Below are 16,619 nucleotides of genomic sequence, written 5' to 3'. Positions count from 1 at the left end.
GCCGGGCTTATTTCCCCGACAGCTTCCGCCACAGCGTCGTCTTGCTGATGCCGAGCATCGCGCACGCGCGGTCGCGGTCGCCGCCGCACGCGTCGAGCACCGCGCGGATCTCGTCGGCTTCCGCGCGACGGCGGCGCGCGTGCAAGGTCTGCGCGTCGTCGGTGTCGGCCGCGTCGGGCGCCGCCGCGAACAGTTCGGGGGCGATCGTCCGCAGCGCGTCGGGATCGAGCGTGCCGCACGCGGCCGCGGGATCGTTTTCATCGGCTTCCTCGGCGAGTTCCACCGCGATCCGCTCGATCACGTTCTGCAGCTCGCGCACATTGCCGGGCCACCGGTAGCGCGCGAGCGTCGCCCCGGTCGCGTCGAGCACGCGCGCGGCGTCGCCGGCATCGCGCAGGCGTTCGGCGAGACGCGATTCGCGCCGTGCAGCCTGCACGAGCAGCGCCGCGGCGAGCGCGGGGATGTCGGCCGCGCGCTCGCGCAGCGGCGGCAGGCCGACGTTCAGGATGTTGAGCCGGTAATAGAGATCGGCGCGGAACGTGCCGGCCTCGACGGCCGCGAGCAGCGGCCGGTGCGTCGCGGCGATCACGCGCACGTCGATGCGGATCGGCTCGGTCGAGCCGAGCCGGATCACTTCGCGCTCCTGCAGCACGCGCAGCAGCCGGCTCTGCAGCGACGGCGGCATCTCGCCGATCTCGTCGAGAAACAGCGTGCCGCGATGCGCGGCCTCGAACAGGCCGGTCTTGCCGCCGCGCCGCGCGCCGGTGAACGCGCCTTCCTCGTAACCGAACAGCTCGCTCTCGAGCAGCGCTTCCGGAAACGCGCCGCAGTTGACCGCGACGAACGGGTAGCTGCGCCGCGCGGACAGCCCGTGCAGGCTCTGCGCGATCATTTCCTTGCCGGTGCCGCTTTCGCCGAGCACGAGCACGGTCGCATCGGATTTCGCGTAGCGGCGCACGAGGTCGCGCACGCGCGTCATCGGCGCCGAGGCGCCGACCACGTCGTCGAGCGCGTAGCGCGCGGCGAACTGCTGCGTGGTCGGCTGCGAACGCAACGCACGGTCGAGCCGTTCGACCGCCCGCGATTCCTGGAACGTCAGCACGCTGCCGGACGTCACGCCGCGATCGACGAGCGGCCCGCGATGCACGACGTAGCGCACGCCGCGTACGGTGGCGAGCGCGTCGCCGTCCTCGCCGCGCAGCGTGCGCAGCTCGGGCCGCAGGTCGACGAGCGCGCGGCCGACCGCCGCCGCGGGTTCGACCCCGAGCGCCGACGCGAGCCGCTCGTTGATCGCCTCGACGCGGCCGTGTGCGTCGAGCGCGACCACGCCGTCGCGCAGATGCTGCAGCAGCGTGTCGAGCCGCTGGCGGCGGAACGCCTCGGCGTGCGTCGCATACGCGACCTCGAGCGCCGTTTCGACAGCCTTGCGCACGGAGGCGTGCGAATACAGGAACACCGCGCCCATGCCGGCACTCGCCGCGAGATCGGTGACGAGGCCGGGGCCGACGATCGTCTCGATGCCGCGATCGTGCAGGTCGTGCACGCAGGCTTCCGCTTCCTGCGCGGACTGATATGACGCAAACTGCACGTCGAGGCCGTACGCGGCGACGAAGCGGCGCACTTCAGGTGGGGTGTCCCCGGCGCTGACGAGCGCGATCCGCGACGCGTCGCGCCGGGCGCGCGCGAGTGCCTGCATCACGTCGAAGCCGGTCGGCGATACCACCACCACCGGCACCGGCGCACGCGTCTTCAGGAAGCCGCCGTTCGAGCCGGCCGCGACGATCACGTCGGGCCGCGCGGCACCGGCCTCGGCGATCGCGCCGAGCGCATCCTCATACGCGCGCGTCACGATGCGCACGTCGGCGCGTTCGTCGAATTCGCCGGCGATCTCGCGAAACAGGTCGCGCAGGCGGCTGATGCCCATCGCCCAGATGCGCGGGCGCACCGTGCGATCGGCCGGGCCGACGGGCTTGGTCGAGGAGAGGTCCATGACGATCGATTATGCGCGTGAGATTTCATTTTTGAAACATGAAATTGCCGAATTGAAATCGGTGGACATCGTGCCGCCCGGACCGGTTGCTTAAGAATCAGGGGGTTAGCGACGTTTCGCGCGCTGGCCCGGTCCTTGCTGTTATCAGGCATTCCATCAGGAGGCCGTTCATGAGCAATACGCATCTTCAGAGCGCCGGCGCGAAATTCCGCGCGGCAGTCGCGGCGGAACAGCCGCTGCAGGTGGTCGGCGCGATCACCGCGTACGCGGCCAAGATGGCGCAGGCCGTCGGCTTCAAGGCCGTCTACCTGTCGGGCGGCGGCGTCGCCGCGAACTCGCTCGGGATCCCCGACCTCGGCATCAGCACGATGGAAGACGTGCTGATCGACGCGAACCGGATCACCAACGCGACCGACCTGCCGCTGCTGGTCGACATCGACACGGGCTGGGGCGGCGCGTTCAACATCGCGCGCACGGTCCGCTCATTCATCAAGGCCGGCGTCGCGGCCGTGCACCTCGAGGACCAGGTCGGCCAGAAGCGCTGCGGCCACCGCCCGGGCAAGGAAGTCGTGCCGACCGAGGAAATGGTCGATCGTGTCAAGGCCGCGGTCGATGCGCGGACCGACGACCAGTTCGTGATCATGGCGCGCACGGATGCGGCCGCCGCGGAAGGGATCGACTCGGCGATCGAGCGCGCGGTCGCGTACGTCGAAGCCGGCGCGGACATGATCTTCCCGGAAGCGATGAAGTCGCTCGACGACTACCGCCGCTTCAAGGCAGCCGTGAAGGTGCCGATCCTCGCGAACCTGACCGAGTTCGGTTCGACGCCGCTGTTCACGCTCGACGAACTGCGCGAGGCGAACGTCGACATCGCGCTGTACTGCTGCGGCGCGTATCGCGCGATGAACAAGGCCGCGCTGAATTTCTACGAAACGCTGCGCCGCGACGGCACGCAGAAGGCGGCCGTGCCGACGATGCAGACGCGCGCCGAGCTGTACGACTTCCTCGGCTATCACGAATACGAACGCAAGCTCGACGAGCTGTTCGCGCAGGGCAAGAAGTAACGCGGCCCGCCCCCCGATACAGGCATCTGGAACATTGGAGAACGGAAACATGAGCGAGACGAAAGACGCAGCAGCACCGGCCGCCGCAGGCGCATTCAAGCCGAAGAAATCGGTGGCGCTGTCGGGCGTGACGGCCGGCAACACGGCGCTGTGCACGGTCGGCAAGACCGGCAACGACCTGCACTACCGCGGCTACGACATTCTCGACGTCGCCGAATCGTGCGAATTCGAGGAAATCGCGCACCTGCTCGTGCACGGCACGCTGCCGAACCTGACCGAACTGGCTGCATACAAGACCAAGCTGCGCGCGCTGCGCGGCCTGCCGAGCGCGCTGAAGGCGGCGCTCGAGCAGATCCCGGCGTCCGCGCACCCGATGGACGTGATGCGCACGGGCGTGTCGGTGCTGGGCACCGTGCTGCCGGAGAAGGACGACCACAACCTGCCGGGCGCGCGCGACATCGCCGACCGCCTGATGGCGTCGCTCGGCTCGATGCTGCTGTACTGGTATCACTTCTCGCACAACGGCAAGCGCATCGAGACGGAAACCGACGACGACTCGATCGGCGGCCATTTCCTGCATCTGCTGCACGGCAAGACGCCGTCGAAGTCGTGGGTCGAGGCGATGCACACGTCGCTGATCCTGTACGCGGAGCACGAATTCAACGCATCGACGTTCACGGGCCGCGTGATCGCGGGCACGGGCTCGGACATCTACTCGGCGATCACCGGTGCGATCGGCGCACTGCGCGGGCCGAAGCACGGCGGCGCGAACGAGGTCGCGTATGACATCCAGAGCCGCTACAGCTCGCCGGACGACGCCGAAGCGGACATCCGCCGCCGCGTCGAGAACAAGGAAGTCGTGATCGGCTTCGGCCACCCGGTCTACACGATCTCCGATCCGCGCAACAAGGTGATCAAGGGCGTCGCGCACAAGCTGTCGAAGGAAGCGGGCGATCTGAAGCTGTACAACATCGCCGAGCGCCTCGAGTCGGTGATGTGGGAGGCGAAGAAGATGTTCCCGAACCTCGACTGGTTCAGCGCGGTGTCGTATCACATGATGGGCGTGCCGACCGCGATGTTCACGCCGCTGTTCGTGATCTCGCGTACGTCGGGCTGGAGCGCGCACATCATCGAGCAACGCATCGACAACAAGATCATCCGCCCGAGCGCGAACTACACGGGCCCGGAAGACCTGCAGTTCGTGCCGATCGAGAAGCGCTGAAACACCTGCCGCGCGCGCCGATGCCCGTGATGCGGGCGGCCGGCGCGCGCGGAACGTCATACCCCGATTCCCGCCCCACATCATGAATACCGCCAACCGCAAACCCCTGCCCGGCACGTCGCTGGACTATTTCGACGCGCGTGCCGCGGTCGACGCGATCGCGCCCGGCGCCTACGACACGCTGCCGTACACGTCGCGCGTCCTTGCCGAAAACCTCGTGCGCCGCTGCGACCCGGCGATCCTCGCCGATTCGCTGAAGCAGATCGTCGAGCGCAAGCGCGAACGCGACTTCCCGTGGTTCCCGGCGCGCGTGGTGTGCCACGACATCCTCGGGCAGACGGCGCTCGTCGATCTCGCCGGCCTGCGCGACGCGATCGCCGACGGCGGCGGCGACCCGGCGAAGGTGAACCCGGTCGTGCCCGTGCAGCTGATCGTCGACCACTCGCTCGCCGTCGAATGCGGCGGTTTCGATCCGGACGCGTTCGCGAAGAACCGCGCGATCGAGGATCGCCGCAACGAGGATCGCTTCCACTTCATCGAGTGGACGAAGAAGGCGTTCGAGAACGTCGACGTGATCCCGCCGGGCAACGGCATCATGCACCAGATCAACCTCGAGAAAATGTCGCCGGTGATCCAGGCGCACGACGGCGTCGCGTACCCGGACACCTGCGTCGGCACCGACAGCCACACGCCGCACGTCGACGCGCTCGGCGTGATCGCGATCGGCGTGGGCGGCCTCGAGGCCGAGAACGTGATGCTCGGCCGCGCGTCGTGGATGCGCCTGCCGGACATCGTCGGCGTCGAGCTGACCGGCAAGCGCCAGCCCGGCATCACCGCGACCGACATCGTGCTCGCGTTGACCGAGTTCCTGCGCAAGGAGAAGGTGGTCGGCGCGTACCTGGAATTCCGCGGCGAAGGGGCGGCGAGCCTCACGCTCGGCGACCGCGCGACGATCTCGAACATGGCGCCCGAATACGGCGCGACGGCCGCGATGTTCTTCATCGACGGCCAGACGACCGACTACCTGCGCCTCACCGGCCGCAGCGACGAGCAGGTCAGGCTCGTCGAGACCTACGCGAAGGCGGCCGGCCTGTGGGCCGACACGCTGGCCAACGCGCAGTACGAACGCACGCTGACGTTCGACCTGTCGAGCGTCGTGCGCAACATGGCCGGTCCGTCGAACCCGCACAAGCGGCTGCCGACGTCCGATCTGGCCGCGCGCGGGATCGCCGGCCAGTGGGAAGAGAAGCCGGGCGAGATGCCCGACGGCGCGGTGATCATCGCCGCGATCACGAGCTGCACGAACACCAGCAACCCGCGCAACGTGATCGCCGCGGCCTTGCTCGCGCGCAACGCGAACGCGAAGGGCCTCACGCGCAAGCCGTGGGTGAAGAGCTCGCTCGCGCCGGGCTCGAAGGCGGTCGAGCTGTACCTGGAAGAAGCGAACCTGCTGCCCGAACTCGAGAAGCTCGGCTTCGGCATCGTCGCGTTCGCGTGCACGACCTGCAACGGGATGTCGGGCGCGCTCGACCCGAAGATCCAGCAGGAAATCGTCGATCGCGACCTGTACGCGACGGCCGTGCTGTCCGGCAACCGCAACTTCGACGGCCGCATCCACCCGTATGCGAAGCAGGCGTTCCTCGCGTCGCCGCCGCTCGTCGTCGCCTACGCGATCGCCGGCACGATCCGCTTCGACATCGAGAAGGACGTGCTCGGCCACGACCGGGACGGCAAGTCCGTCACGCTGAAGGACATCTGGCCGACCGACGAGGAGATCGATGCGATCGTCGCGTCGAGCGTGAAGCCCGAGCAGTTCCGCAAGGTCTACGAGCCGATGTTCGCGCGCAGCGCCGACGCCGGCGAGCGTGCGGCGCCGCTGTACGACTGGCGCGCGCAGAGCACGTACATCCGCCGCCCGCCGTACTGGGAAGGCGCGCTGGCCGGCGAGCGCACGTTGAAGGGCATGCGTCCGCTCGCGGTGCTCGGCGACAACATCACGACCGACCACCTGTCGCCGTCGAACGCGATCCTGCCGGACAGCGCGGCCGGCGAATACCTCGCGAAGATGGGCCTGCCGGAAGAAGACTTCAACTCGTACGCGACGCACCGGGGAGACCACCTGACCGCGCAGCGCGCGACCTTCGCGAATCCGACGCTGATCAACGAGATGGCGGTCGTCGACGGCGCGGTGAAGAAGGGCTCGCTCGCGCGCGTCGAGCCGGAAGGCAAGGTCATGCGGATGTGGGAGGCGATCGAGACGTACATGAACCGCAAGCAGCCGCTGATCGTCGTGGCCGGCGCCGACTACGGCCAGGGCTCGTCGCGCGACTGGGCCGCGAAGGGCGTGCGGCTCGCGGGCGTCGAGGCGATCGCCGCCGAAGGCTTCGAGCGGATCCACCGCACGAACCTGATCGGGATGGGCGTGCTGCCGCTCGAGTTCAAGCCGGGCACGAACCGCACGACGCTCGGCATCGACGGCACCGAGACCTTCGACGTGATCGGCGAGCGTACGCCGCGCGCCGACCTGACGCTCGTGATTCACCGCAAGAACGGCGAGCGCGTCGCGGTGCCGATGACGTGCCGGCTCGACACGGCCGAGGAAGTGTCGATCTACGAGGCGGGCGGCGTGCTGCAGCGTTTCGCGCAGGACTTCCTCGAATCGTCGCAGGCGGCCTGACGGGCGCACGGAGAGAACACAGACATGGCTCATATTCCTCAAATCAGGATTCCCGCGACCTATATCCGCGGCGGTACCAGCAAGGGCGTGTTCTTCCGGCTGCAGGACCTGCCGGACGCCGCGCAGGCGCCAGGCGCCGCGCGCGACGCATTGCTCCTGCGCGTGATCGGCAGCCCCGATCCGTACGGCAAGCAGATCGACGGGATGGGCGGCGCGACGTCGTCCACCAGCAAGACGGTGATCGTGTCGAAGAGCACGCGGCCCGGCCACGACGTCGACTACCTGTTCGGCCAGGTCGCGATCGACAAGGCGTTCGTCGACTGGACCGGCAACTGCGGCAACCTGTCGGCGGCCGTCGGCCCGTTCGCGATCAGCGGCGGGCTCGTCGATCCGGCGCGCGTGCCGCGCGACGGCGTCGCGACCGTGCGGATCTGGCAGGCGAACATCGGCAAGACGATCGTCGCGCACGTGCCGGTCACGAACGGCGCGGTGCAGGAGACGGGCGATTTCGAGCTGGACGGCGTCACGTTCCCGGCCGCCGAGGTGCAGCTCGAATTCATGGACCCGGCCGCCGAGGAAGAGGGCGCGGGCGGTTCGATGTTTCCGACCGGCAATCTCGTCGACGATCTCGCGGTGCCGGGCGTCGGCACGCTGAAGGCGACGATGATCAACGCGGGCATCCCGACGATCTTCGTCGAGGCGGAAGCGATCGGCTATACGGGCACCGAGCTGCAGGACGCGATCAACGGCGATGCGAAGGCGCTCGAGAAGTTCGAGACGATCCGCGCGCACGGCGCGCTGCGCATGGGCCTGATCGATACGCTCGACGAAATCGCGACGCGGCAGCACACGCCGAAGATCGCGTTCGTCGCGAAGCCGGCCGACTACGTCGCGTCGAGCGGCAAGCGCGTGAACGCGGGGGATGTCGACCTGCTGGTGCGCGCGATGTCGATGGGCAAGCTGCACCACGCGATGATGGGCACGGCGGCGGTCGCGATCGGCACGGCCGCGGCGATCCCCGGCACGCTCGTCAATCTGGCGGCGGGCGGCGGCGAACGCAACGCGGTGCGCTTCGGCCATCCGTCGGGCACGCTGCGCGTCGGCGCGGAGGCGCGGCTCGAGAACGGCGAGTGGACCGTCACGAAGGCGATCATGAGCCGCAGCGCGCGCGTGCTGATGGAAGGCTGGGTGCGGGTGCCGGGCGACGCGTTCTGACGCGCCTACCGGCACGCGCATGACGCGCCGCGATCCCTGCGAAGCGGAACCCGCTGCGCAGGGATTTTTCGTTTGAGGCGCGCGTGCCGGATGCAAGCCGCCGCACGAAGCACCGCGCCGGCGCAAGTGCCGACGCGCCGACCGGGACAGGAGAATCGCATGCCACTCGATACGCCGCTTTCCGGCATCCACATCGTCGAATTCGAAGGTCTCGGCCCCGGCCCGCTCGCGGGCTGGATGCTCGCCGGGATGGGCGCGCGGATCACGCTGATCGCGCGTCCGTCCGGCCGCACGAGCGCGCCGGACGCGTTGCGGGCCCGCGACGGCGATCTGCTGCGCGAAGGCAAGACGATCGTCGAACTCGACCTGAAGGCGCCGGCCGGCCGCGACGCCGCGCTCGACCTGATCGCGCGGGCCGACGCGCTGATCGAGGGGCTGCGGCCCGGCGTGATGGAGCGGCTCGGCCTCGGGCCCGACGCTTGCGCGCGCCGCAACCCGAAGCTCGTGTACGGACGGATGACCGGCTGGGGCCAGCACGGCCCGCTCGCGGCTGCGGCCGGGCACGACCTGAACTACGTCGCGCTGACGGGGCTGCTGTCGCTGTCCGCGCCGCGCGACGGCCGGCCGGGGCTGCCGCCGACCGTCGTCGGCGATGCCGGCGGCGCGCTCGGGCTCGCGTTCGGGATCGTCTGTGCGCTGCTCGACGTGCGCGGCGGCGGCCCGGGGCGCGTGGTCGACGGCGCGATCGTCGATATCGTGTCGATGCTCGGTTCGCTCGCGCTGTGGGCGCGCGCGAACGGGCAGCTCGACGGCGCGCAGCCGAGCCTCTTTCACGATGCGCCGTTTTACGACGTGTACCGCTGCGCGGACGGAGAGTGCGTGACGATCGGCGCGCTGGAGCCGCCGTTCTATGCGCTGCTGGTCGAACGGCTCGGGCTGGCCGACGTCGATCCGGCATCGCAGTACGACCGCGCGCGCTGGCCGGCGCTGAAGGCGCGTTTCGCCGACGTGTTCGCTCGCCAGCCGTCCGCACACTGGCGCGCGCTGCTCGAAGGCACCGACGCGTGTTTCGCGCCGCTGCTGAGCGTGGCCGACGCGGCCGCGCATCCGCATAACGTGGCGCGCGGGATTTATCGTACCGACGAGAGCGGGAACCTGAGGGCGCGTGTGGCGCCGCGCTTTTTGCCGCTGGCGGGGGAGGAGGCGGATCCGGCGTAGCGTGCACGTCGATCTGGCCTGGTGCGTGAAAAACCGCGGTTCGGCACGGCCGCGGTGGATTTAATGGGTGCTTATTCAGGTGCTGAATTTGGGGCCAAATAAAGCATAATCGTTGCCTGGCTGGAGAAGGAATCGACATGCCTCACACCATGCTGGCCAGCGTGACCGCGAGCGTTTCGGCGCTGAAACGGAACCCCGATGGGGACGGTCGCGGCAGGAGAGGGCTTCCCGGTCGCGATTCTGAATCACAACGAGCCTGCGTTCTATTGCATTCCGGCGAAGACGTGGGGCGAACGTCTGCAAGACATTGAAGACAATGCGTTGGCCGATTCGCGCGCCAAGGAGAGGGTCGTCAAGGTCACGCTGAATGACCTTTGAACGTGCCTTTCTCGAATCTGCATTGAGGGAGTGGAAGCAGCTCGATCGCACTGGTCGCGATCAATACAAGGCCAGGCTTGCCGAGCGGATCGAGCATCCTCGCGTTCCCTCGGCCGAACTGCATGGCCACCCGGATCGTGACAGGATCAAGCTGCGCGGCGTCGGCTACCGACTCGTCTACGAAGTACGCGATTCGGAAGTTGTCGTTCTGGTCGTCGCAGTCGGGCGGCGTGAAGGCGATGCAGTCTATCTTGCCGCGATGAAACGTTAGGTCGGGACGCGCTGTACATGTGAGCGGCGTGAGCGGTCTTGCTGCGGCGCCCGGCCATCGGGTTCGAATCCACCCACGTCGTTCGGCGTGCCGACAATCGCTTTCGCCCGTTCAGGCCGTTTCCGCCGGGCCATCCGGCATCTTGCCGTCGCCGACGCGGTTGATCGTGCCTTGCGCGATCGCGACGAGGCGTTCGTGATCGCCGTCGATGACGAACACATGACACTGGCAGGTCGCCTGATGCCGCCCTGCGTAGACGAGCTTCGCGCGCGCGACGAGCGTGCCGTTCACGGCCGGCCGCAGGTAGTTGATCTTGTATTCGGCGGTGATCACGCGCGGGCCGAGCACGAGCGCGCCGGCGAACGTCAGCGCATTGTCCGCGAGATAGCTGATGACGCCGCCGTGCACGAAACCGTGCTGCTGCCGCAGTTCGTCGCGCACGGGCAGACACAGCGACACTTCGTTGTCGCCGATATGCATCAGCTCCGTGCCCAGCAGCATGCTGAACGGTTGCGCGCGCAATGCGCCGCGCGCGTGGTCCGTGATGTCGGTCATCGAACTTCCCTCGAAATGCGTGCCCGCTTGCGCTGAACTCTAGGAAGGGGGCTGCGGATAAGCAAGGAAATTCGTTCACGTTTCGTGCAAATTCCGGCGTGACGCGACGCGATTATTGCGTCGAATACCGAAGATCTCCCCTGTTTGCGGGCGATTCCGAGGGAATGCGCGGGCAACGCGAACATTGCCGCCTTCCGCTCCTAAAGTCCGACGAAGAAATGCCGCTAATGCCGGGGCATTGCCTCATCGTCCGCTTTCCAGGAATCTCCCCATGTTCGGAAAAATCAAGCTCGCGTCGGGTCTGCTCGGCGTGTTGACCGTGTTTTGCCTCTTCCTGCTCGCGATCGAAGCGCTCGGCTTCTGGGCGCTCACGTCGACGCGCAGCGGCGTCGACGATCTGTCGAACGTTGCGATCGCGCAGGTCGACGCGGCCAGCCGGGCGACCGAGCAGCTGCTCGACGCGCGCATCAACCTGTCGCGCGCCGGTACGCGGATGGTGCGCGGCGGCCCGAAGCCGGAAGACATCATTCGCCATGCCGGCGCGTCGCTCGCGGAAGCGGACAAGGCGTTCGCCGTGCTGACGGCCGCGCAGCCGGTCGACGACACGAACCGCGCGCGCGTCGCGGCGCTCGCGGAGCGCTATCGCGCGCTGCGCGGCGCGCTGGGCGAACTCGTGCAGTTCCTCGACGCGGACAACATCCAGGCGTTCCTCGACCAGCCGACGCAAGGCATCCAGGACGCCTATATCGCCGAGCTGCACCGCTTCACCGACTATGGCGGCGCATCGAGCCGCGCGGCGCTCGACACGATCGACGGCGGCATGCTGTGGTTCAAGTCGGTCGGCATCGTGCTGCTGGTGGCGATGCTCGCGGCGAGCGCCGCGATCTACGCGGCCGCGCGGCGCGCGGTCGTCGCGCCGCTGGAGGACGCCGGCCGCCATTTCGAACGGATCGCGCAGGGCCGGCTCGACGAAACCGTGCGCGCGGGCGGCGTGTTCGAGATCGACCGGATGCTGCGCGGCCTTGCCGCGATGCAGACGAGCATCGCAAGCACCGTGCGCACGGTGCGCCATGCGTCAGACGCGATCCACCTCGGCGCGGGCGAGATCGCGGGCGGCAACGCCGACCTGTCGGCGCGCACGGGCACGCAGGCTGCGTCGCTCGAGGAAACCGCCGCGAGCATGGAGGAGCTGACCGCGACCGTCCGGCAGAACACCGACAGCGCCCGCGCGGCGAGCGCGCTGGCCGACGCGGCGCTCGAGGCGACGAGCCACGGCGGCGGCGTGGTCGACAGCGTGATCGACCGGATGCGCGGCATCGCGCAAAGCTCCGGGCGGATCGCGGAGATCATTTCGGTGATCGACGGCATCGCATTCCAGACCAACATCCTCGCGCTGAACGCGGCGGTCGAGGCTGCGCGGGCCGGCGAACAGGGGCGCGGCTTCGCGGTGGTCGCGGGCGAGGTGCGCTCGCTCGCGCAGCGCAGCGCGCAATCGGCGAAGGAGATCAAGGCGCTGATCGAGGATTCGGTTGCGCAGATCAACGGCGGCGCGGAACTCGTCGAGCGCGCCGGCGACGCGATGCGGACGGTGTCGGCGTCGATCACGCGCGTCGTGCAGACGATGTCGGAGATCACGGCCGCGTCGGTCGAGCAGAGCGTCGGGATCGAGCAGGTGAACCAGGCCGTCACGCAGATGGATCAGCTTACGCAGCAGAACGCGGCGCTGGTCGAGGAAGTCGCGGCGGCGGCGGCGTCGCTGAACGACCAGACCGCGCACCTGATGCAGGCCGTGTCGGTGTTCGAACTGGGTGACGGACGCGCCGCCCGCGGCGAACGCGCGGCGCCGTCGTTCGCCGGGACGGGTTACGAGCCGGCCGGCAGCGCCGCGTAGGCGGTGGCGAGGTGGTAGGGCGTCGTCGACGGCATGTCGGCGCGCGACACCTGCCCGTCCGCCGTCTTGCACTCGAACCAGCCGCGCGGATGCAGGAACCGCGCGGCGAACCGCTCGATCTGCCGCGCCAGCGGCGCGGAGGCCGGCGTGCCGCCGTGCGTCGCGAGCGCGCGCAGGTATTCGGTCTGCGCCCAGATCCGCTGTGTGCCGTCGACGCACGCGCCTTGCGCGTCGAGCGCCGCGCGGACGCCGCCCGTTTGCGGATCGACGCCGTATTGCTCCGCGAACGCGAACGCGCGCGACAGCGCGGCGGGGAGCCCGGTCTGCGCGAGCCGCGCGCCGGCCGCATCGACCAGATAGAACCACTCGAATTGATGGCCGGGCTCGAAGCGGTTGTCGGCCGCGCCCAGCGGCAGCTCGGCCACGCAGCCGGTCGCCGCGTCGACGAACGTGCGCTCGACGGCCTGCGCGGTGCGCAACAACGCATCGTCGAACGCCGCGTCGCCGAATGCATCGGCGGCCGCGAGCCATGCTTCGGTCAGGTGCATCAGCGGATTCTGCAGCGCACCGCTGCCGGATGACGAGAAATCGGCGTGGCGCGCCGCATCGAGCAGTGCGTCGCCGGGGCGCGGGGCGAAGCGATCCTGGATCAGCGCGGCCGTCTCCGCGGCCACCGTGCGCGCGTCGGCGTCGCCCGAAGCCGCATGCCATGCGGCGCACGCAAACACGACGAACGCGTGCGTATAGAGATCCTTGGTCGTATCGAGCGGCGCGCCGCGCGCATCGACGCTGTAGATCCAGCCGCCGTGGCGCGCGTCGCGAAAGCGGCGGCACAGCGCGTCGAACAGCGTGGCCGCGTGCGCGGTGTCGCCGGCCTGCGCGAACACGAACAGTTGCCGAGCGCACGCCATTGCGCGATAACGGGTGACGGGCAGCGGCGCGTGGGTGGCCGGATCGACGGCCTCGAACGGCAGCTGCAATGACGGGTCGAACCCTGAACCTCGCCAGATCGGCAAGACGACGTGCGCGAAATGGTGGCGCAGCTGGGCGGCCTGGGCGGATGCGGAGTCGGAAACGGGCATGGCGGGGTTGAGCGCTTGGATCGAAACGTGTCGGCACGGCCCGGAGGATCGGCGCGGCCGGGGCCAAGGATAAAACATTCCGCGCGGCCGGCACCAAAAAAAGGAGAGAAATCGGATGCTCAGCAACCTGGAACTCGTGATGCGGCTCGTTCTCGCGGCGGCGCTCGGCAGCGTCATCGGCTTCGAGCGCGAGCGCCTGTCGTGGGCGGCGGGCCTGCGCACGCACATGCTGGTGTGCGTCGGCTCGACGCTGATCATGATCGTGTCGGCGTTCGGTTTTGCCGATGTGCTCGGCAGCAGCGACCACATCATGCTCGACCCGTCGCGGATCGCCGCGCAGGTCGTGTCGGGCATCGGCTTCCTCGGCGCGGGCTCGATCCTGCTGCGCGGCGAGATCGTGCGCGGGCTGACGACGGCCGCGAGCCTGTGGTCGGTCGCCGCGATCGGTCTCGCGGTGGGCGGCGGGCTCTACGTCGCGTCGATTTCGGCGACGATCATCATCCTGATCATCCTGGCCGGCATCAAGCCGCTGGAGCGGCGCTACTTCACGGTGCGCCAGCGGCGCCAGCTCGCGCTGACGGTCGTGAGCGGCACGCTGACGTTCGACTCGCTGCATGCGGCGCTCGGCCCGGACAGTGCGCGCGTGAAGCAGTTCATCGTGCAGCGTGCCGACGACACGGGCGAGCACGACGAGGTGCGCATCGCGCTGGCGCGGGTGTCGGAACTCGAGTACCGGGCGATCTGCGACAAGCTGCGCGGGCTGAAGGGGGTGACGCGTTTCGAAGAAGGCAACGGATTGTCGGGCGACGAATAGGCCGAAGCGGTTGCGGGGCTGGCGACGATGGCCGATCACGGATTCCGTTCGACGACCGGTTGCGCGTCCGTGGCCCCCAACTCCTTTCCATGACCGACGCTTCGTAACGGGCCACGCGGTTCCGATGAACTGCGGCGCGCGGAACAACGCGACGCTCGATCAATGCCGCGTGTCGCTGCCGGGATCGGACTCGCACAACGTCGACACGGTAATGTGGTCGATGGCGAGACACGCGAACGGATGACCGGCGATGTGCGACCGCCCTTGCCCGGGCGGCCTGGATGCATGGCGGGCGTCGGACCTGCCTGTCTGGCTGGCGAGGCCCGACGCCCGCGCGCGTTCCCGTTTGGCTGAGTCTTCCGGACGACCGGCGCCGATGCTGGTCCCGACCGATGATTGAAGGCTGGCGATACGGTTCTAAGTATTAGTTAAAAATCCGGAAATAGTTTCTGTCCTATTTGTATATAGGAAGAGAACTAAAAATATTCAGCGCATCGAAGTCGCCATTGGCCACATGAAGGCCGACGGCAGGCTCTGTCGCAACCGGCTCAAGGTGCCGAGGCGAAGCAACTCATGCGGTGCCGTGTTGCGCCGGTCACGACTTGCGGATGATCCTGCGCAAGCTGCCGCTCCCTTTACCCCCCCGATTCTCATCGCTTTGCTCGGCTCGAAACCGTCGGGCTATCGACGGGCCGACCTCGCTCACATGCGGAAACGAATTTTTCGGAAACTCAAATATATATAGTACGAATACTATTAAATGGAGATGAGGATTGGTACAAGTATTGTTATTGATTGCGGGTTGCGATGGCTATCATTGCAGGTCGTGACCATGCTGCATCGAATTTTGTTATCCAATATGGCCGAGGGAAATTTCATGGGCTTCCGTGCGGTAGTTGATGTATTTAAGAAATATGGCGAACGTGATAATTCGAGGCAGTGTGGGTTTCGGAAGTGGAGTTGGGGAGAGTGGTGATGAAGTATCTTATTTTTATCGTTGCTATCGCTATGGGGAATGTTGCTCAGGCGACATGCACGATTCAGAGAACCGACGGTGTATATGTCGAGTCGCTTATTGTCACGCTGCCGAAGTTCAATCCTCCTCCGTTCGATCCGGATATTCCGGAGGGGGCCGTGATCTTTTCATCCGGTGGAGCATCGACTGGCTTGGGTGGATCCCTGAATTGCACGTCTCAAATCGGTGGGCTCAGATATGTTGGAACGCTGAGCGCCACTCCCGGAAAATATAGCACCTATCCTACTCCGGTCGCCGGGGTGGGCGTGCGAATCAGAGGTGGGATTAAAGATGCGGAGTGGTGGCCGGTATCGGATTATTGGTATGGCACTACGGGGCGTTTTGAGCCGGGAGCCAGCTTTACGATTGAGCTTGTAAAAACAGGTGACATTACGGCGCCAGGTACTTTGATCGGTGAAATTGGAAAAACCGAAGCGTGGCTTCATAATGCGAAAGTTCGTTCGATTGTAACGAACGGTGCGATCAATATTATCCCTCGCGTGCCGACCTGCAATCTGCTCACCTCAAAAATTGCGGTTAATTTGGGAGTAGTCTCGTTGGCTGATTTTAAAGGCCCCGGCACAAGCTCGCCGCCGAAATCCTTCGAAGTGCGCCTCAAGTGCTCCGGCGGCAATCCGGGCACGGCAACGAGAATGTTCATGACGCTGACGGACGCGGCCAATCCCGCGAATCGTTCAAACACGCTTTCTCTTGCGCCAGGCTCCAAGGCCGAAGGCTTCGGCATTCAGATAGTGCGTGGTGCGGACAATACGCTGGTCAGTTACGGTCCGGATTCGTCGGCAGTCGGCAATCCGAACCAATGGGAAGTCGGAAAGTTCGGCAACGTCGGCGTGACGATTCCGTTCAAGGCGCAGTACGTACGAACGTCCGCGCAACTGAAGGGCGGCAATGCGAATGGCTTTGCGACTTTCACGATGAGCTATCAATGATGAAGGCGTAGGTGCGTTGACGAAAGCCAGGGTGGCAACCGAAACACGCTGGCCGGACAACCTCGCCGTGCAGCGTGATGTTGAACAGTGGGCTGGCCGATCGACCGTTACCCGATCTCGACGTCGCGCGCGTTCCTTCAGCCGCCCTAGTTTCGCATGAGCGCTGGAGCACGGTCGATCCGGAACGCTCGCGCTCAAGTCGTTGCGCCGCAGTCGAGACCGAAGCGGTGCACGGGTTCGATGTGCGGCCGGTGGTCGAACTGACCTGCCCCTGCAA

13 protein-coding genes and 1 pseudogene are annotated in these 16,619 nt (G+C 67.2%); 11 read left to right on the top strand and 3 right to left on the bottom strand.

The features are described from left to right. Nucleotides 1-7: 7 nt before the first annotated feature. Nucleotides 8-1,990 carry a propionate catabolism operon regulatory protein PrpR gene (prpR, locus tag AC1VVG_RS19400; protein WP_069705679.1) on the bottom strand — a complete coding sequence of 661 codons (1,983 nt, stop codon included), beginning with the start codon at nt 1,988-1,990 and terminating at the stop codon, nt 8-10. A 170-nt stretch (nt 1,991-2,160) separates the two neighbouring features. Here prpR and prpB point away from each other — a divergent pair, with 170 nt between their 5' ends. The 7 genes from prpB to AC1VVG_RS19365 all read left to right on the top strand — a co-directional run bounded on the left by prpB (nt 2,161) and on the right by AC1VVG_RS19365 (nt 10,035). After that, complete coding sequence (gene prpB / locus AC1VVG_RS19395; protein WP_059559132.1) at nt 2,161-3,054, top strand: methylisocitrate lyase; 894 nt, start codon at nt 2,161-2,163, stop codon at nt 3,052-3,054. Nucleotides 3,055-3,103: 49 nt separating this feature from the next. Beyond that, nucleotides 3,104-4,276 carry a bifunctional 2-methylcitrate synthase/citrate synthase gene (prpC, locus tag AC1VVG_RS19390; RefSeq protein ID WP_034187666.1) on the top strand — a complete coding sequence of 391 codons (1,173 nt, stop codon included), beginning with the start codon at nt 3,104-3,106 and terminating at the stop codon, nt 4,274-4,276. A gap of 82 nt (nt 4,277-4,358) precedes the next feature. Continuing rightward, complete coding sequence (gene acnD / locus AC1VVG_RS19385) at nt 4,359-6,953, top strand: Fe/S-dependent 2-methylisocitrate dehydratase AcnD (protein WP_482836044.1); 2,595 nt, start codon at nt 4,359-4,361, stop codon at nt 6,951-6,953. Between the two features lie 24 nt (nt 6,954-6,977). Continuing rightward, nucleotides 6,978-8,168 carry a 2-methylaconitate cis-trans isomerase PrpF gene (gene prpF / locus AC1VVG_RS19380; RefSeq protein WP_034187668.1) on the top strand — a complete coding sequence of 397 codons (1,191 nt, stop codon included), beginning with the start codon at nt 6,978-6,980 and terminating at the stop codon, nt 8,166-8,168. Nucleotides 8,169-8,327: 159 nt separating this feature from the next. Then, complete coding sequence (locus AC1VVG_RS19375) at nt 8,328-9,386, top strand: CaiB/BaiF CoA transferase family protein (protein WP_049034620.1); 1,059 nt, start codon at nt 8,328-8,330, stop codon at nt 9,384-9,386. Nucleotides 9,387-9,584: 198 nt separating this feature from the next. Beyond that, nucleotides 9,585-9,764 carry a plasmid stabilization protein gene (locus AC1VVG_RS19370; protein WP_482836043.1) on the top strand — a complete coding sequence of 60 codons (180 nt, stop codon included), beginning with the start codon at nt 9,585-9,587 and terminating at the stop codon, nt 9,762-9,764. Then, on the top strand, nt 9,754-10,035 hold the full coding sequence (locus AC1VVG_RS19365; protein ID WP_482836042.1) for a type II toxin-antitoxin system RelE family toxin: 282 nt from the start codon (nt 9,754-9,756) through the stop codon (nt 10,033-10,035). Before AC1VVG_RS19370 ends, AC1VVG_RS19365 begins: the two co-directional genes overlap by 11 nt. Nucleotides 10,036-10,146: 111 nt before the next feature. Here AC1VVG_RS19365 and AC1VVG_RS19360 read toward each other — a convergent pair whose 3' ends face one another. Then, complete coding sequence (locus tag AC1VVG_RS19360; protein WP_034187670.1) at nt 10,147-10,590, bottom strand: PaaI family thioesterase; 444 nt, start codon at nt 10,588-10,590, stop codon at nt 10,147-10,149. A 271-nt stretch (nt 10,591-10,861) separates the two neighbouring features. Between AC1VVG_RS19360 and AC1VVG_RS19355 the strand changes: the two genes are divergently transcribed. Continuing rightward, nucleotides 10,862-12,481: a methyl-accepting chemotaxis protein gene (locus tag AC1VVG_RS19355; protein WP_034187671.1), complete on the top strand. Its 1,620-nt coding sequence runs from the start codon at nt 10,862-10,864 to the stop codon at nt 12,479-12,481. On the opposite strand, the gene AC1VVG_RS19350 is transcribed toward AC1VVG_RS19355, so the two are convergent. Beyond that, nucleotides 12,454-13,563, bottom strand: coding sequence for an AGE family epimerase/isomerase (locus AC1VVG_RS19350; RefSeq protein ID WP_124608512.1), 1,110 nt, complete (start codon nt 13,561-13,563; stop codon nt 12,454-12,456). The two genes, AC1VVG_RS19355 and AC1VVG_RS19350, sit on opposite strands and share 28 nt — an antisense overlap. A 115-nt stretch (nt 13,564-13,678) precedes the next feature. Here AC1VVG_RS19350 and AC1VVG_RS19345 point away from each other — a divergent pair, with 115 nt between their 5' ends. The 3 genes and pseudogenes from AC1VVG_RS19345 (at nt 13,679) to AC1VVG_RS19335 (ending at nt 16,342) form a co-directional block, all read left to right on the top strand. Further along, nucleotides 13,679-14,377 carry an MgtC/SapB family protein gene (locus tag AC1VVG_RS19345; protein ID WP_034187673.1) on the top strand — a complete coding sequence of 233 codons (699 nt, stop codon included), beginning with the start codon at nt 13,679-13,681 and terminating at the stop codon, nt 14,375-14,377. Between the two features lie 493 nt (nt 14,378-14,870). Then, a pseudogene (locus AC1VVG_RS19340) lies at nt 14,871-15,009 on the top strand (IS5/IS1182 family transposase); the annotation flags it as partial. Nucleotides 15,010-15,352: 343 nt separating this feature from the next. Next, complete coding sequence (locus tag AC1VVG_RS19335) at nt 15,353-16,342, top strand: fimbrial protein (RefSeq protein ID WP_124608513.1); 990 nt, start codon at nt 15,353-15,355, stop codon at nt 16,340-16,342. The last annotated feature ends 277 nt before the right edge of the window (nt 16,343-16,619 follow it).

Source organism: Burkholderia sp. L-4 (assembly GCF_056856535.1).
This window is presented reverse-complemented; position numbering and strand designations above follow the sequence as displayed.